At 70.1% G+C, this 20,486-nt stretch carries 17 protein-coding genes, 1 tRNA gene and 1 pseudogene; 6 read left to right on the top strand and 13 right to left on the bottom strand.

The window, feature by feature from the left end:
• Window positions 1-6 precede the first annotated feature (6 nt).
• The 7 genes from MTDSW087_RS20380 to MTDSW087_RS20350 form a co-directional block, all read right to left on the bottom strand.
• On the bottom strand, window positions 7-447 hold the full coding sequence (locus tag MTDSW087_RS20380) for a hypothetical protein (RefSeq protein WP_144766736.1): 441 nt from the start codon (window positions 445-447) through the stop codon (window positions 7-9).
• Window positions 440-1,501 (bottom strand): sensor histidine kinase, encoded by a 1,062-nt coding sequence (locus tag MTDSW087_RS20375; protein WP_144766735.1) that lies wholly within the window; start codon window positions 1,499-1,501, stop codon window positions 440-442. The genes MTDSW087_RS20380 and MTDSW087_RS20375 overlap by 8 nt, the downstream gene beginning before the upstream one ends.
• A gap of 233 nt (window positions 1,502-1,734) precedes the next feature.
• Window positions 1,735-2,154: a porin gene (locus MTDSW087_RS30320; RefSeq protein ID WP_186383932.1), complete on the bottom strand. Its 420-nt coding sequence runs from the start codon at window positions 2,152-2,154 to the stop codon at window positions 1,735-1,737.
• On the bottom strand, window positions 2,151-2,408 hold the full coding sequence (locus tag MTDSW087_RS20365) for a hypothetical protein (protein ID WP_144766734.1): 258 nt from the start codon (window positions 2,406-2,408) through the stop codon (window positions 2,151-2,153). Before MTDSW087_RS20365 ends, MTDSW087_RS30320 begins: the two co-directional genes overlap by 4 nt.
• 94 nt (window positions 2,409-2,502) lie before the next feature.
• A complete protein-coding gene (locus MTDSW087_RS20360; protein WP_144766733.1) occupies window positions 2,503-4,338 on the bottom strand; it encodes a hypothetical protein in 1,836 nt (611 codons plus the stop codon).
• 100 nt (window positions 4,339-4,438) lie between these two features.
• Window positions 4,439-6,322 (bottom strand): flagellar hook-associated protein FlgK, encoded by a 1,884-nt coding sequence (gene flgK, locus MTDSW087_RS20355; protein ID WP_144766732.1) that lies wholly within the window; start codon window positions 6,320-6,322, stop codon window positions 4,439-4,441.
• Window positions 6,323-6,389: 67 nt separating this feature from the next.
• The gene (locus tag MTDSW087_RS20350; protein ID WP_144766731.1) at window positions 6,390-7,772 is read right to left on the bottom strand and encodes a flagellar hook protein FlgE; all 1,383 of its coding nucleotides are present in this window, start codon (window positions 7,770-7,772) and stop codon (window positions 6,390-6,392) included.
• 239 nt (window positions 7,773-8,011) lie between these two features.
• Here MTDSW087_RS20350 and MTDSW087_RS20345 point away from each other — a divergent pair, with 239 nt between their 5' ends.
• Window positions 8,012-8,479 carry a BLUF domain-containing protein gene (locus tag MTDSW087_RS20345; RefSeq protein WP_144766730.1) on the top strand — a complete coding sequence of 156 codons (468 nt, stop codon included), beginning with the start codon at window positions 8,012-8,014 and terminating at the stop codon, window positions 8,477-8,479.
• Between the two features lie 90 nt (window positions 8,480-8,569).
• Window positions 8,570-9,022 (top strand): response regulator, encoded by a 453-nt coding sequence (locus MTDSW087_RS20340; RefSeq protein WP_144766729.1) that lies wholly within the window; start codon window positions 8,570-8,572, stop codon window positions 9,020-9,022.
• Window positions 9,023-9,034: 12 nt separating this feature from the next.
• On the opposite strand, the gene MTDSW087_RS20335 is transcribed toward MTDSW087_RS20340, so the two are convergent.
• A complete protein-coding gene (locus tag MTDSW087_RS20335) occupies window positions 9,035-10,654 on the bottom strand; it encodes a peptide chain release factor 3 (RefSeq protein ID WP_144766728.1) in 1,620 nt (539 codons plus the stop codon).
• A gap of 132 nt (window positions 10,655-10,786) precedes the next feature.
• On the bottom strand, window positions 10,787-11,530 hold the full coding sequence (locus MTDSW087_RS20330; RefSeq protein ID WP_144766727.1) for an SDR family oxidoreductase: 744 nt from the start codon (window positions 11,528-11,530) through the stop codon (window positions 10,787-10,789).
• A gap of 82 nt (window positions 11,531-11,612) precedes the next feature.
• On the opposite strand from MTDSW087_RS20330, the gene MTDSW087_RS20325 reads away from it, so the two are divergent.
• Window positions 11,613-11,687 (top strand) — tRNA-Gln (locus MTDSW087_RS20325).
• Window positions 11,688-11,911: 224 nt separating this feature from the next.
• Here MTDSW087_RS20325 and MTDSW087_RS20320 read toward each other — a convergent pair.
• Window positions 11,912-12,526: a TetR/AcrR family transcriptional regulator gene (locus MTDSW087_RS20320; RefSeq protein ID WP_144766726.1), complete on the bottom strand. Its 615-nt coding sequence runs from the start codon at window positions 12,524-12,526 to the stop codon at window positions 11,912-11,914.
• Between the two features lie 88 nt (window positions 12,527-12,614).
• On the opposite strand from MTDSW087_RS20320, the gene MTDSW087_RS20315 reads away from it, so the two are divergent.
• Together MTDSW087_RS20315 and MTDSW087_RS20310 are read left to right on the top strand one after the other, a co-directional pair.
• Window positions 12,615-13,871, top strand: coding sequence for an efflux RND transporter periplasmic adaptor subunit (locus tag MTDSW087_RS20315; RefSeq protein WP_144766725.1), 1,257 nt, complete (start codon window positions 12,615-12,617; stop codon window positions 13,869-13,871).
• Between the two features lie 103 nt (window positions 13,872-13,974).
• On the top strand, window positions 13,975-17,169 hold the full coding sequence (locus MTDSW087_RS20310) for an efflux RND transporter permease subunit (protein ID WP_144766724.1): 3,195 nt from the start codon (window positions 13,975-13,977) through the stop codon (window positions 17,167-17,169).
• Between the two features lie 253 nt (window positions 17,170-17,422).
• Here the strand turns inward: MTDSW087_RS20310 and MTDSW087_RS20305 are convergent, their stop codons facing one another.
• Genes MTDSW087_RS20305 through MTDSW087_RS20295 form a run of 3 tightly spaced genes read right to left on the bottom strand, consistent with a single transcriptional unit; the run spans window position 17,423 to window position 20,009 of the window.
• The gene (locus MTDSW087_RS20305; RefSeq protein ID WP_144766769.1) at window positions 17,423-17,854 is read right to left on the bottom strand and encodes a RidA family protein; all 432 of its coding nucleotides are present in this window, start codon (window positions 17,852-17,854) and stop codon (window positions 17,423-17,425) included.
• A gap of 5 nt (window positions 17,855-17,859) precedes the next feature.
• Window positions 17,860-18,351: an acyl-CoA thioesterase gene (locus MTDSW087_RS20300; RefSeq protein WP_186383931.1), complete on the bottom strand. Its 492-nt coding sequence runs from the start codon at window positions 18,349-18,351 to the stop codon at window positions 17,860-17,862.
• Window positions 18,348-20,009 carry a benzoate-CoA ligase family protein gene (locus MTDSW087_RS20295; protein WP_144766722.1) on the bottom strand — a complete coding sequence of 554 codons (1,662 nt, stop codon included), beginning with the start codon at window positions 20,007-20,009 and terminating at the stop codon, window positions 18,348-18,350. The genes MTDSW087_RS20300 and MTDSW087_RS20295 overlap by 4 nt, the downstream gene beginning before the upstream one ends.
• A gap of 152 nt (window positions 20,010-20,161) precedes the next feature.
• Between MTDSW087_RS20295 and MTDSW087_RS20290 the strand changes: the two are divergent.
• Window positions 20,162-20,486 (top strand): annotated as a pseudogene (locus MTDSW087_RS20290) (bifunctional salicylyl-CoA 5-hydroxylase/oxidoreductase); the annotation flags it as partial.

Genomic DNA, 20,486 nt, shown 5'->3' with positions numbered 1-20,486 from the left:
CGGCTCTCACCGCTTTCCCTCGGCCCAGGCCCGGTCGCGCTCGTCCTGCGCCTCCCGCACGGATGCGCCCTCGGCATCCTGCTGGGCGTAGACCTCGCGCAGGCGCCTCTCCTCGCGGGCGGCCTTCCGCTTCAGGCGCGCGAGGTTGGCCGCCTTCTGGACCAGGATCTCCTCGACGGTGATCGGGTCGGTGCGCAGCGGCGGTTGCTCGAAGGGATAGGGCCGCCGCGCAGCCCGGGCGGATCCGCCCGTTCGCGCCCGGAACGGCGCCGCGCGCGCGGCATCGGCGTCTGCCAGGCGCAGTGCCTCACCGAGGCTCAAGCCGGCGGCCGCCGCGACCCGGATCGCCGCCGCCTCGCCGGCCGCCCGCTCCCCGGCGGTCGCCCCGCGCTCCATCATGGCGCGGCACTTGGCGAAGCGGGCCCGGTCCAGCCCGCGCTCAGACATGCCGCCGCCGCGCCTCGGGGCCGCGATCGGGGAACCGGAGGCAGGCGAGCGTGAGGCCGTCCTTGCGCCTGAGGGCGAAGCTCCCGCCGAGCTGGGAGGCCATGCCGCGCATCACGCGCTGCCCGAGGCCGCCACCCTCCGGCACCCCCTCGCGCGGACCGTCGCCGTCGTCGGACACCGTCAGGGCGAGCCATCCGTCCGCGTCCTTGCCGAACGCGACGCGGATGCTCCCGGCCCGATCCTCGGGAAAGGCGTATTTCACCGCGTTGGTGACCGCCTCGTTGAGGACGAGCCCGACCAGCACGGCCTGATCCGTCGTGAGGCGATGGGGCGCGATGGCGGTCTCCAGCGAGACCGCTCGCAGCCCGAGATGGGCGGCGCGCAGTTCGTCGCAGAGCCCCGCCAGGAAGGCCCCCATCTCCAGCTTGCCTGAATGCCCGGACGTGGCCCGCAACCGCCGGTAGACGCTGCCGAACACGTGGATCCGGTCGGCGAGGCTGCTCAACGCGCGCCGGCTCTCCTCGTGCTCGGCCTGGACCGCCTGCAATTCGGCCACGGAGACCAGGGCGCCGAGGTCGTTGCCGATGCGATGGGAGATCTCCTTGAGGAGCGCGGCGAGGTTGTCGTTCTGCGCGTCGAGGCTGGCAAGGCGCCGGTCGGCGATCGCCATGCGCGTCCGCAGGGTGCTGACGGTCAGGACGATGCAGAGGCCGGCGGCGATGAAGGCGAGCAGGCCGAGGGCCTCGGTCGGCTCCGACACGGCGAGCCCCTCCCCCCGAAGGAGGAAATAGGCGACCGCCGTGGCGCTCAGCCCGACGGCCCAGAGCGCGGCGATGCGGCCGATGCGGTAGGCGATGAGCGCGAAGGCCGCCTCGTAGACGACGTAGCCCTGGCTCGGGGTCTTCGGGAAGAGCCGCAGGCATATCGCCGTATAGGCCGCCAGGAGCGCGAAGGCGCCGAGCGTCTCGAACGGCGTCGCCTTGCCCGGCCGGAGCGTCGGGGTCTCCTCATCCGGCGGCTCGGCCGCGGGGTCGCTGGCTTGGGTATCCCGCACGATCGCGTCTCAGCGCTCGTCCCGTGTCCCAGCCGCCGCATCAGCCGCCAAGAGCGGCCGGGCGTCAGCGATCTGCCTGTCCGTCGGGATCGGATGCTCGGTCTGGCTCATATCGTTCGGGAGGCTGCCACAGGGCGCGCGGAGAGCCCCCATATCACCACGAAACCCATGGTCAACGGATAGGCAGTCCCTGGCGGAGGCGGCCCGCGTCATGCCGCGCGGGCAAGACCGGATCAGCGCCGCCCGGTGCCCACGCGGACATAGGTCCGCAGCGGCCCGAGATCGGTGTCGGTGCGGGCGTCGAGGGCGAAGCGGCCATCGGCCTCGGGCCGGGCAGCGGTGCCGTCGCGGCCGGAGCGCACGGCGATGCCCCCGGCGGCACGGCCGGACAGGCGCAGGCAGGTGGCGCTGCCGGGCATGCGCACGAAGCCCGGCCCCTGCTCGGGACAGGGCTGCGCCTTCGCCTCGGAGGCCGTCGCCCGGCGGCGCGGGGCGGCCTCGGCGATGGTCGCCGCATCGGCGGAGAGCCGGGGCAGGTCGAGATCAGGCGTCTCCGCCGCCGAAGCCGCAGGCACGAAGGACAGGACGATGAGAAGCGCTCCCGGCAGGGCGCGCCGCTTCAAGGCGATCGGGCCGGATTCGAGTGGGTTCACGCTTCGGCCCGCGTCATGTCCCGGAACAGCAAGTCGATATAGTGCTCGACCTCGGTGAGGAATGCGTCGAGGCCGGGCTCGCGGTCGCGCAGGCGCGCGGCGTCGCGCAGCAGGATGTCGAGGGCGAGGGGCTGCTCGTCGCCGGGGAACGCGGCGAGGAAGGTGTCGACGGCCTGTTCCGCCTGGACGATGGCGCCGGCCCGCCCCTCGAGCCCGAGGCGGCCGATCATCCGGATGGGCTGGGCGAGCTGCATGGTCGGATCTCCCGGCATCGGCATCCGGGAGCCGACGCGCGCGCATCCTGAACCGTCGAAAGCGGCAAGAATTGGGTAAAGAACTCGCCCGAACTCAACTCATATAGTTGACGAGGGTTAGTTTTGAGAGGGTGGAGGTGATCTGGTAGCTCGCCTGCAGGCGGTTCTGCACCGCGAGCAGCTTGGCCGCCACCTCTTCCATGGGTGCCGCCTCGACGCCCTCGATGGTGTCTTGAAGCGCGTTGCGGGTGGAGGCGTTCAGGCTCTTGGCGTTCGACATGCTGCTGGAGGCCAAGCCGAAATCGGTGGCGATCTCCTGCACGCTCGGGCTCGTGCTGACGGCGCCGAGCAGGCTGCCGGCCCGGTCGGCGAGCGCCTGCCAGCGCACGTCGGCGGTGGCCGTGCCGCCGGTGGCGCCGACCGCGGCGGCGGCCATGCCGGCGAGCACCGCGCGCAAGGGGGCCTCGTTGGCGCGCACGCCGGTCGCGACCGTGTTGCTCGCGCCGATGCGGGTGGTGACCGTGTTGCGCGGATCGGTCCCGGCATCGTCGCCCCGGTACCAGATCACGGTCTTGGCCTGCGGCGTCTGCGCATAGCCCGTGGCGTTGCCGGCGGCATCGAAGGTCAGGCGGCGGGGCGCCAGGCCCGTGCTGCTCGAGCCCGCGAAGAAGTCCTCCGAGGCCCGCACGGTGGCGCTGGCGCTGAGCGTGGTGTCGGCGGCCGCCCCCACCGCGTTGCCGAGCGCCTTGGCGAGGTTGTCGGCGGTCTTGGCGGGGTCGGTCGGGTCGATCGCGAACTCGCTGGCCGAGGTCGATGCGGCGGAGGCCCGCGCGGTGAGCGTGATCGAGGTGGTGGTGCCGTCGTGCAGCGCGAGCTTGATGGTGATGCTGTCGCCGACGGTCGGCTGGGTCGGGGGCGTGCCGAGCCCGACCGTGAGGGAGGCCGGGCTGCCGCCGGCGAAGCTCAAGGAGAGGCCGGGCCCGGGCGGCGTGTCGGTGGGCGCCGCGCTCTGCACGCTCGCCAGCGTGCCGGGGGCGATCAGCGTGGCCAGCGCGGACTGGGCCGCGGCCGGGTCGGCCACCACGGGGAATGTGTCCACGTCGCCCGAGGCGGGGTTCGCCCGGGCGGTGAAGTCGATGGTCTTCTGCGTCCCGTCCGGCTGGTTGACGACGACCCGGAAGCGCTGCCCCTCGGTCGGCGCCGCCGCGAAGGTGGCCGTCGCCGTGGCCGCGCCGGCCGGCGTGTAGCTCGCCGTCAGGGCGCCCCCCGTCACGGTCGGGGCGGTGGGCAGGGTGAAGCCGAAATTGGCGCGCACCGCGGCGCTCGCATTCTCGGTCAGGCTGACCGAGGTGGTGGTCGGACGGGCGGTGGCGAGCCGGCCCATCCCGTCCGTGCCGAGATCGGCCGTCCGCTGCTGGGCGACCAGGGTCTTCAGGCCGTCGAGGCCGAGGCCGGGATCGCCGTCGAGCATCTGGTCGTAGCCGATCACCGGCGCGGTCTCGCCGTTGCGGCCGGAGAAGACGTAGGTGCCCGCCGCCGACTGGTTCAGGGCGTCGATCACCGCGGCGAGGCTGTTGCCCGCGAGCGTGCTGCTGCTGATCGTGCCGTTGGCGTTGCGCACCAGCCCGTTCTGCAGGTCGGCGCTCAGGCTGTTGCCGAGGGTGATGACCTGCGTGAGGCTGGTGGCCGCGATGTTGGTCCGCGTCTGCGCCGCGGTGATCGCGGCGTCGTAGCCGGCGAGCGCGCTCACCGTCGCGCGCGCCGAGAGGCTCGTCGTACGCGCGGCGCCGAGGCCGCCATAGGTCTCGGCGGCACGCCCGGTGCCGAGCTGCGTCGTCAGCGTGTCGAGCTGGGACTTCACGTCGAGGATCTGCTGCGTGTTGCGCGTCGCGGTGTAGCTGCCCGCGGCGAAGGGTCGGATCGTGGTCATGGCCGGGGCCCTCTCATGAGCCGCGTCCCGGAGAAGACGGTCGGCCCCTTGGGGATGGAGGATCGGACGTCACTCGGGCGCCGCGCGGACTCGTGCATGGTCAGAGCCTCAGCAGGGTGTCGAGCATGTCGCGGGCGGCGGTCAGCACCCGGGCATTGGCGCTGTAGGCCTGCTGCAGCGAGATCAGGTTCGCCATCTCCTCGTCCACGCTCACGCCCGCGCTGGTGGCGAAGCGGCTCTGGGCCGTGGAGAGGGCGACGCTCTGGCCGTCGTTGAGGTTCTTGGCCTGGTCGGCGGCCGCCCCTTGCGCGGCGATGACGTCCTGCGCGAAGGCGGCCACGGAGGTGACATGGGGAGCGGAGACGCCGCCGATGCCGCTCGACGACGAGAAGGTCGTCTGGGCGCTCGTCAGCGCGTCGTAGATGAAGTTCGCCCGCGCGCCGTCCGTGCCCGTCCCCGTCGCGCCGCTCGCGGTGAGCACCGAGGTCTTGGCGGTCACGGCCGGGTTGATGGTGAGGCGCTGGGCGAGGCCGGTGCCCTGCGCGCCCGCATCGAGCGAGCCGGTGACCAGCTTGTTGCCGGACCCGTCCACGAAGAGCGCGATCTGCGGATAGGCGCCGGTGAGGTCGCTCGCCGAGGCCGGAAGCGTGATCGACGCGCTGGCCCCGGTCACGCGGGTGCCGGACGAGCCGGCGACGGTGATCGAGGCGGAGCCGCCGCTCGCCGTCAGGGTCGGGATGCCCGATGCCGGATAGCCCTGCGCCGCCGCGCGGCTCGCGACCGCGTCGAGCGCCTCCTGGATCTTGGCGGCGTAGGTGGCCGGGCCGCCCGAGATGTCGAAGGTCTGGGCGAAGGCGGTCGCGTCGTCGGTGAGCCGTGGATCGACCGCGGCGCTCGTCTTGCTCGAGGCGACGAGCACGACGTTGCGCATCGAGCCGTCCGGCATGGTCACCGGCAGGGTCAGGCTGTTGCCGGCCTGGATGCCCGAGAGGTCGATCGTCGCCGCCGTGCCGCTCACGGTGCCGGTCACGGTCTTGTCGGTCATCGCGCTGGCGAGGCCCGAGGCGAGGTCGTCGAGCTGGCGCTGGACCTGGGGCAGCACGCTGTCGCGCAATTCGAGCTGCGCCGCCATGCTGCCGGAGCGCAGCACGCCCGGCGCGCCGAGGTCGATCGAGCCGCTGCCCGGCATGGTGGCGGTGATGGTGCCGACGCTCCGGGCTGCGGAATCGGTGCTGTAGGCCGAGTTGGGGCCGAGGCTGGAGCGGGCGTCGAAGGTGAGCGTGGCGGCGTTGCCGCGGTCGACCAGGGTCACGCCGGTGCCGGTCATCAGCGTGACGGTGCCGTCGCGCTGGGCCACCGTCTGCACGTCCATGTAGGCGGAGAGCTGCGTGATCTGCTGGTCGCGCTGGTCCTCCAGGTCGGCGCGGGCGGCCGCGTCGCTGGTGCCCTGGATCTTCAGGTTGAGGCCCGCGATGCCGCTGAGAAGCGCCGAGGCCGAGCGGGTGTCGGTGGCGAGCTGGGCCTCGATGCCGGTGCGCAGGTCCTGCACGCCGCTCGCCATGGTGTTGATGCCGGAGGCGAGCGCGGAGGCGGCGTCGATGACGCCGCTGCGCGCCGCCGAGATGGTGGGATTCGCGGCCAGCGTCTGCAGGGAGAGCGTGAAGCCGTTCACCAGCCCGTCGAGGGCGGTGGCGCTGCCCGGCGTGCCGAACAGCCGGTCGATCTGCGCCGCGACGTCGGCGCGGGTCGCGGTGTAGCCCGAGCCCGCCGTCTCCAGGCGGAGCTGCTTCAGGGCGGCCGCGTCGAAGCTGCGCGCGACCGTGCCGGTGGCGACCGAGCTGTTGCCGAGCCCGGCGACCGCGGTGAGCGTGCGCTTGGTGTAGCCGGCGGTGCCGGCATTGGCGACGTTCTGGGAGACGATCCCGATCGCCGCCTGCGTGGCCTTGAGGCCCGCCGTCGCCGTGGACAATGCGCTCAGGGTCATCCTGCCGCCTCCAGCCCCTCACGCTGCGACCGCGCGCCCGGCGGAGCCCTCCGGACCCGCGGCGGCATCAGCGGATGACGTTGAGCAGGTCGGACATCATCTGCTGCGCGGTCGACATGACCCGCGTGTTCGCAGAGTACGCCTGCTGGGTTACGATCATCTTAGAGAACTCATTGGCAATGTCGGTATTCGACTGCTCGACATTGCTGCCCACCACCGTCGAGCCGCCGAGGCCGGCGAGCGGATCGCCCGAATCCGCGGTCTGCGCGAAGTTGCCGCCGGACTCGACCTTCAGCCCGTCGGGATTGGCGAAGCGCGCGATGCCGACATTGGCGAGCGCCTTGACCGAGCCGTTGGAGAAGGTGCCGAGGATCTGCCCGGTCTCCGAGACGGCGATGTCGCTGAGCGTGCCGGCGGAGAAGCCGTCCTGGCTCAGGGCGTTGGTGGTCGCGGCGCCGGCGGTCGAGGCGTATTGCGTCAGCGTGGTCTTGTCGAAGGCGAGCTTCACGGTGCCGAGATTGGTGCCGTTCACGGTCAGGTTCGTGAGCGGCAGGTTGCCGCCCGAGGGCTGGAGGAGCTGGCCCGCGGAATCGAAGGTCACGCCCGTGCCGGCATTGATCCAGTTGGTCTTGTCGTTCGCGACCGTGGTGTCCGAGGCGTAGAACATGTTCCACACCGCCGGCGTCGCCGCGGTGGCGTCCTGGATCTTGGCCCAGCGCGTGGTCAGCGTCACCGGCGCGCCGTTGTCGGTGTAGAGGGTCAGGGTCGGGCCGGCGATGCTGCTGTTGATGAAGTCGCCGGCATTGGCCGCCGTCACCATCTTGCCGGTGGTGCTGGAGCCGTCGGTGGCGGTCACGAGCGCGGAGGTGTCGGCCGGGGCGTAGAGGGCCGAGGTGGAGCTTGCCGAGGCGGTGGTCTTGGGCGTCGCCGGCAGGTTCGCGCCGTAGGTGATGATCGAGGACTTCTTGGCCGCCAGCGTCGTGTCGGTGATCTGGATCGGGCCCGTGGCGCCGACCTGCCCCGTGGCGGGATCGATGTTCTGGCCCTGCAGGTAGCTGCCGGCGCCGTTCACGAGGTAGCCGCTCTTGTCGAGGGTGAAGTCGCCGCGCCGCGTGTAGAGGTTCTGGCCCGTGAAGGTCGCCTGGCTGTTGGCGTCGCCGGTCCGCTGCTGCACCACGAAGAAGCCGTCGCCGCGCAGCGCCATGTTGGTCGCCACGTTGGTCGCCGTGATGTTGCCCTGGAGCGTGTTGGTGAGCTGCGACTGGGCGAGCACGGTGCCGGCCACCTCGCGGGTGCGCGACTGCTCGGCGATCAGGTCCTCGAAGCTCGTGTCGATCCGCTTGAACCCGGTGGTCTGCGAGTTCGCGATGTTCCCCGAGATGTTGCTGATCGCGTAGGATTGCGCCTTCAGACCGGAGACCGCCGTCTGCAGCGCCGAAAAGATGTCCATGAGGGCCCATTCCCGTGAGCGCACCGCGCCGGCGGTCGCCACGGCCTCGGCGCAACGGCCATGCCAGCGCCAAGCCCTTGGAATCGTTGGATGCCGTAGGGCGGGGCCGGCAGGAATCGCCCCATCTCTCCCCCGCCCCCCGGCAGATAGTGCCGAGTGCCGTGCCCGTTTACGCGCCGTTATCGCCGCCCGTCCTAGGGTCGGCGCGGGCACCCAGGATACCCGCCAGGATCCCCGTCATGCGCGCCAAGCGGACGAGCCTCGTCCACCTGATCTACTTCTCGCGGCTGAACCTGTCGTCGGACCCGCAGCTGCGCGTCGGCCAGATCGCCGACATCACGCGCCAGGCGCAGAAGAAGAACGAGTTCTCGGTGATCACGAGCTTCCTGCTCGTCGACCAGAATTTCGCCGCTCAGGTCATCGAGGGCGAGCGCACTTCCGTGCACGAGACCTTCAACCGCATCGCCGAGGACCAGCGCCACCGCGACGTGCAGATCTGCGAGTGGCGCGAGATCACGAAGCGCGAGTTCGTGAACTCCTTCAAGAACGTCGTGCGCGGGCCGGCGAGCGAGGCGCAGTTCGCCAAGGCCAACCTGCTGCCGATGCTCCAGCGCGGCACCCCGAAGGCGAGCGCGATCCACGCCCTCGCGGTGGCGCTTCAGTCCGAGGCGATGTCCAAGCAGGGCATCGACCACCTGTTCATCTAGAGTCTGTGCATGGAAACCGGGCATCCACGATTAGCGCCTCATGCTTGCGCGGCCTGCCCCTTCCGCCCGGTCCGATACGGCGATTGACCTATGAGCGATACCCCTCCGATCCTCGTTGTCGATGACCAGGAAAAGCTCCTGCGCCTCGTCATCATGCTCATGAACCGCATCGGGTTTCCGGAGGTCGACGGCGCGACGAGCGGGCCCGAGGCCATGGAGCGCCTGCGCGAGCGCCGCTACGCCCTGGTCATCAGCGACCTCGACATGGAGCCGATGGACGGGATCGCGCTGCTGCGCGAGATCCGCGCCGACGACGGCCTGATGAACACGCCCTTCATCCTCACCGAGGCGTCGTTCGACTTCGAGGACATCAACGTGGCGCACCAGGCGGGCGCCGACGCCTTCATCCTGAAGCCGTTCGACATGGCGGTGCTGAAGACCAAGCTGAAGCAGGTGCTGAACTCGAAGCCGCGCAAGCGCGAGGCGCCGGTCGCCGCCGAATCGAGCCTGAGCACCGACTTCCCGATGCTCGGCAAGTTCTGAGGCGCGGCGGGGTCAGGCCGCGCGCTTCTGGTAGTCCTTGATGTCTGTGAAGCGCACCGCCGGGTAGCGCTCCTCCTCGTAGCGCAGCGAGAAGGCGGTGCTGGCCATGAAGACCGGGGCGCCGTCGAGGTCGCGCGCCATGCTGGAGCCGTGGCTGTCGACGAACTTGTCGAGCTCTCCTTCCGAATCCGACGCGACCCAGCGGCAGACCGAGAAGCGCGAGGTCTCGTAGTCGATCGGCAGGCCGTACTCGGCGGCGAGCCGCTCCTTGAGCACGTCGAGCTGCAGCGCGCCGACCACGCCGACGATGGCCTGGGAGCCGTCCTGCGGCACGAAGACCTGCACCACGCCCTCCTCGCCCATCTGCTGGAGCGCCTCGCGGAGCTTCTTGGCCTTCATCGCGTCGGTGAGCTTGATCCGGCGCAGGATCTCGGGGGCGAAGCTCGGAACGCCGCGGAAGCGCAGGTCCTCGCCCTCGGTGAGCGTGTCGCCGATGCGCAGCGTGCCGTGGTTCGGGATCCCGACCACGTCGCCGGCGAAGGCCTCGTCGGCGATGGCGCGGTCCTGGGCGAAGAAGAATTGCGGCGCCGAGAGCGACATCGGCTTGCCGGTGCGCACGAGCTTGGCCTTCATGCCCCGCCGCAATTGCCCCGAGCAGACGCGCATGAAGGCGATGCGGTCCCGGTGGTTCGGGTCCATGTTCGCCTGGATCTTGAAGACGAAGCCGGTCATCTTCGGCTCGGTCGGCTCCACGGCGCGCTTGTCGGCCTCCTGGCCGCGGGGCGGGGGCGCGAAGCGGGCGAGCCCGTCGATGAGGTCGCGCACGCCGAAATTCCGCAGGGCCGAGCCGAAGAAGACCGGGGTCAGGTGCCCCTCGCGGAAGGCCGTGAGGTCGAAGGTCTTGAGGCCGCCCTCGGCCAGCTCGACCTCCTCGCGCCAGGCATCGGCCGCGCCGTTCTCGGTGAGCAGGCTGTCGAAGAGCGGGTCGGCGGGGCCCGAGACGGCGATGGTGCCGGCATCGTCCGCGGCGTCGAGCCGGCGCACGCGGTTGCCGCCGAGCTCGTAGGTGCCGGCGAAGTTGCGCCCGAGCCCGATCGGCCAGGTCACCGGGGCGACGTCGAGGGCGAGCGTCTTCTCGATCTCGTCCAGCGTCTCGAACGGGTCGCGCGCCTCGCGGTCGAGCTTGTTCACGAAGGTGACGATCGGGATGTCGCGCAGGCGGCAGACCTCGAAGAGCTTGCGCGTGCGCGCCTCGATGCCCTTGGCCGCGTCGATCACCATGACGGCCGAGTCGACCGCGGTCAGCGTGCGGTAGGTGTCCTCCGAGAAGTCCTCGTGGCCCGGCGTGTCGAGCAGGTTGAAGACGCAGTCGCCGTACTCGAACGTCATCACCGAGGTGACGACCGAGATGCCGCGCTCCTTCTCGATGCCCATCCAGTCCGAGCGCGTCGAGACGCGGTTGCGCTTGGCCTTGACCTCGCCCGCGAGCTGGATGGCGCCGCCGAACAGGAGCAGCTTCTCCGTGAGCGTGGTCTTGCCGGCATCCGGGTGGGAGATGATCGCGAAGGTCCGCCGCCGGGCGACAGGATCCGCCTTCGCAGCATCGGACGGGGTCTGGGTCTGCATCAGCATGGCGGGCTCGGGGAGCGCGCGGGCGCGCGGCTCGGTCGGTTCGGTGGCTGCGGGAACGCGAGGGCCGGAGCGCGGGCCGGCGATCGCCCGCATGTAAGCCGATCGGCCCGGAATCGCAAAAGGCCTGGCGCCTCAGCCGCGCCCGAGGAAGGGCATCGCCGTCGCCGCGATGGTGAGGAAGGGCACGTTGGCCGAGAGCGGGAGCCCGGCCATGTAGACCACGGCCTCGGCCACGTGGCGCGCCTCCATCATCGGCTCGGGCCTGAGCGAGCCGTCCGCCTGGAGCATGCCCTTGGCGAAATCATGCGTCATCTCGGTCGCCGCGTTGCCGATGTCGATCTGCCCGCAGGCGATGTCGTGGGCGCGCCCGTCGAGGGCGGTGGCCTTGGTCAGGCCGGTGAGGGCGTGCTTGGTGGCGGCGTAGGGCGCCGAGTGCGGGCGCGGCACCTGCGCCGAGATCGAGCCGTTGTTGATGATGCGCCCGCCGCGCGGATCCTGCGCCTTCATCTGGCGGAAGGCGGCCCGGGTGCAGAGGAAGACCCCGGTGAGGTTGACCTCGACGCTCGCGCGCCAATCCGCGAGCGTGATGACATCGATCGGCGCGGCGCGCGGGAAGATGCCGGCATTGTTGAACAGCACGTCGAGGCGTCCGAACCGCTCGATGGCGGCCGCGAACAGGGCCTCGACCTCGCTCTCCACGGTCACGTCCGTCGGGACGGCAAGCGCCGAGGCCCCGGCCTCGGCGGCGACCGCCTCCAGCGCGTCGCGGCGCCGCCCGGCGAGCACGACACCGTAGCCCGCCGCGGCGAGGCCGAGCGCCACGGCGCGCCCGATCCCGGAGCCCGCCCCCGTCACCATCGCGACCCGCCCCGCCATCCCGACCTCCTCCGATACTCGTTCCCGCGCTCATAGCTGTTGCCAGGGGCCGGATCCACGGCTAGACAGCCCCGGCTCCCGGTGGGGCGTCGCCAAGTGGTAAGGCAGCGGTTTTTGGTACCGCCATTCCCAGGTTCGAATCCTGGCGCCCCAGCCAATCTCCTGAGCAGCAAGCGGTATCAAAGACTTACGCGCAACCAGGCCGTTTCGGCGACACGGGTGGCGTAACAATGCGCCGCGCGCCATGGCCGGGTGGAACAAACCAATCGAAATCCAAGGGAAGCGCTCGATCACGCGAACGCCGCGAAGCCGCCGCCGGTCGACGGATCGGCCCGCATGCGGTGGTCCAAGCTCGAAGCTGGTGCAGGGTCGATCACATCCTCAGGGAGCCGCGGTCCGCGTCTCGTCCTGGCCCGGAAACGCGCTGAGGGAGACACGCGCGACCTCCCGCAAGGCGTCCCGGTCGGCTCCGGACGAGGCGAGGACGCCCATGCCCGAGGCGACCGTCGAGAGGAACCGCGCGAGCGCCGCCGGATCGGCGGCATCCGCAAGGTCGCCGTCCCGCTTCGCCTGAACGAAGCGCTCGCGCAGCTCGGTCTCGGTCAGCGCGCGCCGCGACGCCAGCTCGAACGGGATGTTCTCGGAGCCCTCGCCGCAGGCGAGGCCGCCCTGGACCAGCAGGCAGCCGGGCGGATTGGCCGGATCCGTGTGGCTCTCGGCGATGCTGCTCAGGAAGCGCTCGGCCACCTCGCGCGCGCTCGCCCCCGCCAGCACGTAGCGCATGTGCTCGGAGCGGCGTTGCGCGTAGCGGTCGAGGGCCGCCTTGAGCAGTCCCTCCTTGCTGCCGAAGGCCGCGTAGAGGCTCGGCGGCTTGATGCCCATCGCCTTGGTCAGCATGGCGAGGCTCGCGCCGTCATAGCCGTGGCGCCAGAACACCTCCATCGCCTCGTCGAGGGCCGTGTCCGTGTCAAAGGACCGGGGCCGCCCCATTGCCATTGTCCGCGGGCTCCAACTTTTGTATCGAGTGGTAGATAAGTCTCTTGACGCGCCGCGTCCATGCCGACATGTGTAGCGAACCATACATATGTCAGAGCCGGCCGTGGATCCTCGTCGCGACACTTCCCTAGGCCAATTCCTGGTCCGGCGCAGCGCCGGGATCGGCCTCGTCCTCACCCTGCTGGCGGGGGTCGCCTATCCCTTCCTCCCGGCGACGCTCTTCGAAGGGAACGCGGCGGTCGCCGCGACGCCGCAGCCCGAGCAGGCCGCGCCGGCCTCGGTCGCCACCGTCGAGCCGCGTGACGTGATCCTCTGGGACGCGTTCTCGGGCCGGCTCGAAGCCGTCGACCGCATCGACGTGCGGGCCCGCGTCGGCGGCGCAATCCAGGCCACGCACTTCGTCGAGGGCGAACTGGTCAAGGCCGGCGACCTCCTCGTGACCATCGATCCGGCGCCCTATGCGGCGGAGGTCCAGCGCCTGGAGGCCCAGCAGGCCGGTGCCGAGGCGCGCGTCGCCCTGACCGCGAGCGATCTGGAGCGCGGGCGCAGGCTCTCAGACCAGCAGATCGTCACGGCGCGCGACCTCGACGTGCGCGCCAACGCCTTCAAGGAGGCGAAGGCGAGCCTCGACGCGGCCAAGGCGGCGCTGGAGGCCGCACGCCTGAACCTGAGCTACACCCAGGTCCGGGCCGCGGTGGGCGGGCGTGTCGGGCGCCGCGAGATCACGCCGGGCAACCTCGTGGCCACGGGAGCGGGGGCCGCGGTGCTCACCACCCTCGTCTCGGTGGATCCGGTCTATGCGAGCTTCGACGCGGACGAGGCCGTCGTCCTGAAGGCGCTCTCCGCGATCGCCGAACCCGCGGGCGGGCGCGGCAAGCTCGACCGCATCCCGGTCGAGATGGAGACGGCGGAGGGGACGCGGGCTCGCGGGCATCTGCAATTCATCGACAACAAGGTCGATGCGCGCAGCGGCACGGTCCGGGTGCGCGCCACCTTCGCCAACGGGGACGGCCACCTCATCCCCGGCCAGTTCGCGCGGATGCGGCTCGGCCAGTCCGTGCCCGAGCGGCTGCTCCTCGTCGACGAGCGGGCGGTCGGCACCGATCAGGACAAGAGGTTCGTGCTCGTGGTCGGGGCGGATGACCGCGCCGCGTTCCGTGCCGTCACCCTCGGCCGTGCGGTCGAGGGCCTGCGCGTCGTGACCTCGGGCCTCTCCGCCGGGGAGCGCATCGTCGTCAACGGATTGCAGCGCATCCGCCCCGGGAGCCTCCTGCGCCCCGAGCCGGTGGCGATGGGCGTCCGCGCGCCGACGGCCCCCGGGACGCGCCAGCTCGCCGAGCGCTGACCCCCCGCCTCACCGCCACCTCCGCTTCCGGGACAAGACCCGCGACCGCCCCCCGGCGGCCGCCCGGCCCTCTTGCGCCCGATCCCCGCCCCCGGAGGGCGACATGAACCTCTCCAAGTTCTTCATCGACCGTCCGATCTTCGCGGGCGTGCTCTCGGTGCTCATCTTCATCGGCGGCCTCATCTCGCTCTTCGCGATGCCGATCTCCGAGTATCCGGACGTGGTGCCCCCCTCGGTGGTGGTGCGCGCGACCTTCCCGGGCGCCAACCCGAAGGTCATCGTCGAGACGGTGGCGACGCCGATCGAGGAGCAGATCAACGGCGTCGAGGGCATGCTCTACATGTCGAGCCAGGCCACGACGGACGGCATCATGACGCTGACCGTCACCTTCCGGCTCGGCACCGACCCGGACAAGGCGCAGCAGCTCGTCCAGAACCGCGTCTCGCAGGCCGAGCCGCGCCTGCCGGCCATCGTGCGCCAGCTCGGCATCGTCACGGTGAAGTCCTCGCCCGATCTCACCATGGTCGTGCATCTCGTCTCGCCCAACGGGCGCTACGACATGACGTATCTCCGCAACTACGCGGTGCTGAACATCAAGGACCGCCTCGCCCGCCTCGACGGCGTCGGGCAGGTGCAGCTGTTCGGCTCCGGCGACTACGCGATGCGGATCTGGCTCGACCCGCAGCGGGTCGCCGAGCACGGCCTGTCGGCGGGCGACGTGGTGCGCGAGATCCAGGCGCAGAACGTGGAGGCGGCAGCCGGCGTCATCGGCGCCTCGCCTGCCGTGCCCGGCCTCGACCTGCAACTCTCCCTCAACGCGGAGGGGCGCCTCACCAGCGAGGAGCAGTTCGGCGACATCGTCGTGAAGACCGGGCCGGAGGGCGAGATCACGCGGCTGCGCGACATCGCCCGGATCGAGCTCGGCGCCTCTGACTATGCGCTCCGCTCGCTCCTCGACAACAAGTCGGCGGTGGCGATCCCGATCTCGCAATCGCCGGGCTCCAACGCGATCCAGATCTCGGACGAGGTCCGCCGGACCATGGCCGAGATCAAGAAGAACATGCCGGAAGGGGTCGACTACCAGATCGTCTACGACCCGACGCAGTTCGTGCGCGCCTCGATCGAGGCGGTGATCCACACGCTGCTGGAGGCGATCGCCCTCGTCGTCCTCGTGGTGATCCTGTTCCTGCAGACCTGGCGGGCCTCGATCATCCCGCTGCTCGCCGTGCCGGTCTCCATCGTCGGCACCTTCGCGGTGATGCATGCCTTCGGCTTCTCGATCAACGCGCTGAGCCTGTTCGGGCTCGTGCTCGCCATCGGCATCGTCGTCGACGACGCCATCGTCGTGGTCGAGAATGTCGAGCGCAACATCGAGGCGGGCCTGTCGCCGCGCGAGGCGAGCTACCAGGCCATGCGCGAGGTCTCGGGACCGATCATCGCCATCGCGCTCGTCCTCGTCGCCGTGTTCGTGCCGCTCGCCTTCATCAGCGGCCTGACCGGCCAGTTCTACAAGCAGTTCGCCCTGACCATCGCGATCTCGACGGTGATCTCGGCGATCAACTCCCTGACCCTGTCGCCGGCCCTCTCGGCGCTCCTGCTCAAGGATCATCACGCCCCGAAGGACCGGCTGACCCGCGTGCTCGACACCCTGCTCGGCTGGTTCTTCCGCCGCTTCAACCGCGCCTTCGGGCGCGCCTCCGACGGCTACGGGCACGGCGTCGGCTTCGTCGTCTCGCGGAAGGCAACGATGATGGTCGTCTACCTCGTCCTCGTCGGCGTGACCGTGGTGCTGTTCCGCCAGATCCCCGGCGGCTTCGTGCCGGGCCAGGACAAGCAGTACCTCGTCGGCTTCGCGCAACTGCCCGACGGCGCCACCCTCGACCGGACCGAGGCGGTGATCCGCACGATGAGCGAGATCGCCCTGAAGGAGCCCGGCGTCGAGAGCGCCGTCGCCTTCCCGGGGCTGTCGATCAACGGCTTCACCAACTCGTCGAATTCGGGAATCGTGTTCTCGACGCTCAAGCCCTTCGCGGAGCGCAAGGATCCGTCGCTCACCGGCGCGGCCATCGCGCAATCGCTCAACAAGAAGTACGCCGCGATTCCGGAGGCCTTCATCGCGATGTTCCCGCCCCCGCCGGTCAACGGCCTGGGCACCATCGGCGGCTTCAAGCTCCAGATCGAGGATCGCGCCGGCCTCGGCTACGAGGCGCTGAACGAGGCGACCAAGGCGTTCATGGCCAAGGCCGCGCAGGCGCCGGAACTGGTCGGCCTGTTCTCGAGCTTCCAGATGAACGTGCCGCAGCTCTTCGCCGATATCGACCGGACCAAGGCGCGCCAGCTCCGCATTCCGGTCACCGACGTGTTCGACACGCTGCAGATCTATCTCGGATCGCTCTACGTCAACGACTTCAACAAGTTCGGCCGCACCTACTCGGTCCGCGTCCAGGCCGACGCGCCCTTTCGCGCCCGCCAGGACGATGTCGGGCTGCTGAAGGTCCGGGCCGGATCGGGCGAGATGGTGCCGCTCTCGGCCCTGCTGCACGTCCGCCAGACCGCGGGACCGGAACGGGCCATGCGCTACAACGGCTTCCTCTCCGCCGACATCAACGCGGGCGCAGCCCCCGGCTATTCCTCGGGCCAGGCCCAAGCGGCCGCGGCGCGCATCGCCGCCGAGACCCTGCCGCGCGGCTTCGCCTTCGAGTGGACCGACCTGACCTATCAGGAGTTCATCGCCGGCAATTCCGGTGTCTGGGTCTTCCCGCTGGCGCTGCTACTGGTCTTCCTCGTGCTCGCCGCACAGTACGAGAGCCTCGCCCTGCCCCTCGCCATCCTGCTGATCGTGCCGATGGGCCTGCTGGCTGCCATGTTCGGGGTCTGGCTCTCGGCGGGCGACAACAACGTCTTCACGCAGATCGGCCTGATCGTGCTGGTCGGCCTCTCGGCCAAGAACGCCATCCTGATCGTGGAATTCGCCCGCGAGCTGGAATTTGCCGGCCGCAGCCCGATCCAGGCCGCCATCGAGGCCAGCCGACTGCGCCTGCGCCCGATCCTGATGACCTCGATGGCCTTCATCATGGGCGTGCTGCCGCTGGTCACCGCGACCGGGGCCGGCTCGGAGATGCGCAGCGCCATGGGCGTCGCGGTCTTCTCCGGCATGATCGGCGTGACCGCCTTCGGCCTGTTCCTGACGCCGGTCTTCTACGTGCTGCTGCGCCGCCTCTCCGGCAACCGCCCGCTCAAGCACCACGGTGCAGGCGCACCGATCACCGGCGGAGACAGCATCGGGCACGCTGCGTAGCGGCTTCGGTCCCCGTTGCGAACAAGTCGGCTTTGCGGTCGAGGCTGCAGAGGGTTCCGCTTTGGAAGCGACATCGGGGTGGTCTGTCGGGCGGACCACTTCGATCTGGGCGGATCACCGCCGGACCCTGTCAGGCGCCGGTCCGCGGATTGTCCTACCTGCCGGTGCGCGCCACCCTGCAAAAGCTCGGCATCAGCTCCAAAACACGCGACCGCAGTTGGTCGGGTTTCACGAGAACCGTTCTGCGACCCACTCATTTTTGGTACGCGCCTGCCTCCGGCACGACCGCCGTCGCTTCGATTTCGACCAGAGCCTGGGCTTCGACCAGGCGGACGACCTGAACGAGCGCCATGGCGGGAAAGTGCTGGCCGAAGACGTCGCGGTAGACGCCACCGAGATCTCGGCGGGCTTCGAGATAGGCGTCCATGTCGGTGACGTACCAAGTGAGCCGTACGAGATGGCGCGGCTCGGCGCCCCCCTCGGCGAGGATGGCGCGGATGTTCCGAAGCGCCTGCTGCACCTGGGCGACGAAGCCCTCGGGGAAGCGCTCCGCCTCGTCCCAACCCACCACGCCGCCGGTGACGACAACACGGCCGGAGGCGGCCATGCCGTTCGCGTAGCCCCGTGGCGTCGGCCAGCCGGCGGGCTGCAGGACGGCTGCGCTACCCTTCGCGGTATCGATCATCGTGCTCACGGATTGTCTCCCAAGGCTCGGTTGTCAGGATGCGTGTCGCGGTAGCGTTCGGCGGCCGCGCGGAGGTCGTCGGGAAGGGGAATCGCACGGCGTTCGGCGAGCGAGGTGGTGACGATCACGAGGCGGGCAGCGAAGACGATCTCCTCGCCGCGAAACGCCGTCAGGACGAGGGCGAGGGAGGATCCGCCGATCCGGGCGATCTGCACGAACACGTCGAGATCGTCACCCCAGAAGCCCGGACGGACGAAATCGGCCTGCGCGTGGGCATAACCGAGGCCGATCCCGCGCTGCTGGTGGAAGCCCCGGTAGTCGAGGCCGAGCGCCTCGCCGAACCAGTCCTCGACCGCGCCGTTCATCAGGTCGAACCAGCGCGGGAAGTAGACGATCCCGGCCGGATCGCAATGCGAGAAGCGAACGCGCAAGGCGGCGGCGAAGAGGCCTTCATGCGCCGCCCGCTCCCCTGTCCCGGTCTGGGGGGCGGCGGTCACGCGGGCACCTTGCGGCTCTCCGGTGTGGGGATGGCCGCAGCCTCGGCCGCGCGGCGCCGCAGTTCGAACCGCTGGATCTTGCCGGATGCGGTCTTCGGCAAGCTTGCGACGAACTCGATGGCGCGGGGATACTTGTAGGGCGCGATCTCAGCCTTGACGAAATCTTGGAGCGCCTTGGCGAAGGTCGGATCTGCCTTCGCTGCCGGAGCGGCCACGACATAGGCCTTGACGACCATGCCGCGCTCGGGGTCTGGCGCGGCGACGACGCCGCATTCGAGTACGTCCGGATGGCGCAGGAGCGCTGCCTCTACTTCCGGCCCGGAGATGTTGTAGCCGGAAGAGACGATCATGTCGTCGCAGCGGGCCTGATACCAGAAATAGCCGTCCTCATCCATGAGATAGCTGTCGCCGGGATAGTTCCAGCCATCGACGACGTAGGTGCCCTGGCGCGGGTCGGCGAGATAGCGGCAGCCGGTGGGCCCGCGTACGGCCAGCCGCCCGACGGTACCGGGCGGAACCTCCTGCCCCTGCTCGTCCACCACGCGCGCCTCGTAGCCCGGCACCGGGCGCCCCGTCGCGCCGGGGCGCACTTCGCCCTCGGGCGAAGCGAGATAGATGTGCAGCATCTCGGTGCCGCCGATGCCGTCGAGCAGCGTGAGGCCGGTCGCCGCCTTCCAGGCGTCGAACGTTACCCGGTTCAGCGCCTCGCCCGCCGAGATGCAGCGGCGCAGCGAGGACAGATCGGAGGTCGCGAGCTTGGTCAGCATCGACCGGTAGGCCGTCGGCGCGGTGAAGCAGACGGTGGCCCGCTCACGCCCGATCGCCTGCGCGAGTTCATCGGGACCGGCCTTCTCCAGCACCACCGCCGAGCCGCCCACCCGCATCGGGAACAGGATGATGGCGAGGCCAAAGGTGAAGGCGAAGGGGGCCGAGCCGATGAAGCGGTCGTCCGGCCCGGCGCGCACCACGTGGCGGGCATAGGTGTCGCAGATCGCCAGCATGTCGCGGTGGAAATGCATCGCCCCCTTGGGCTCGCCGGTCGTGCCCGAGGTGAAGGCGATGAGGCAGACGTCGTCCGCGGCCGTGTCGGCGGCGGTGAAGGCCGGGCTCTCGGCGGCCATCAGGGCTTCGAGCGAATCCGGGCCGCTCCCGCCCCAATAGACAACGCGCTCGAGCCCCGGCGCATGAGCGCGTGCCGCTTCCATCTCTTCGGCGAGGCGATAATCGCACAGCGCGATGGCGATGCGCGCCTTGTTCACCGGATAGGCGATCTCACGGGCCCGCAGCAGCGGCATGGTGGCGACCACGATGCCGCCCGCCTTGATCACCGCGAGGTAAGTCGCAACCATCATCGGCGTGTTGCCTGAACGCAGGAGCACTCGGTTGCCGGGACGCAGCCCGAGACGGTTCACCAGGACGTTGGCGATGCGGTTCACCCGCTCGAACAGTTGCCGGTAGGTCAGCGATTCGTGTTCACCGATCAGGCACAGGGCGTGGCCGCGCCCCTCGGCGACCCAGCGGTCTACGAACTGCGTCACGCAGTTCAGGCGGCGTGGATAGAGCAGTTCCGGCAGTGCGAAGATCAGATCGGGCCACGTCTCGCGCGGGGGCAGATGATCGCGAGCGAACGTATCGACGCTGGAACCGGACTCGGACATCACATCCACGGAGAAGCCCTCATGGTCGTCCAGCGGACACCGTGCCCGCCGATTGATTTAGGCTTAAAGCATATTGCCCGCCCGCGCAAGATGCTTTAAGTCTGAAGGATATCGGGGCCTGGGCGCCGCCGTGTGGAATCTGGGAGAGTGCGATGGGTGAGGTCGGCACGTCACGCGTGGATCGTCGGACACCGCTGCGGATCGCCGTGGTCGGCGCAGGGCCGGCAGGGCTCTACCTCTCGATCCTCGTCAAGAAGCGCTTCCCCGATGCGGCTATCACCGTCTACGAGCGTAACCGCGCCGACGACACCTTCGGCTTCGGCGTGGTGTTCTCCGATGCCACCCTCGACATCTTCGAGCGCTACGATCCCGAGAGCTACGCCCGCATCACCCAGGAATTCGCCTACTGGGACGACATCGCCATCCACGTGAAGGACGAGGTCCACCGCATCGGCGGCAACGGCTTCTGCGGCTGCG

The organism is Methylobacterium dankookense, assembly GCF_902141855.1.
Taxonomy (GTDB): Bacteria; Pseudomonadota; Alphaproteobacteria; order Rhizobiales; family Beijerinckiaceae; genus Methylobacterium; species Methylobacterium dankookense.
Note: the sequence above shows the minus strand (reverse complement) of the source record. Positions and strands in the feature narration are given on the sequence as shown.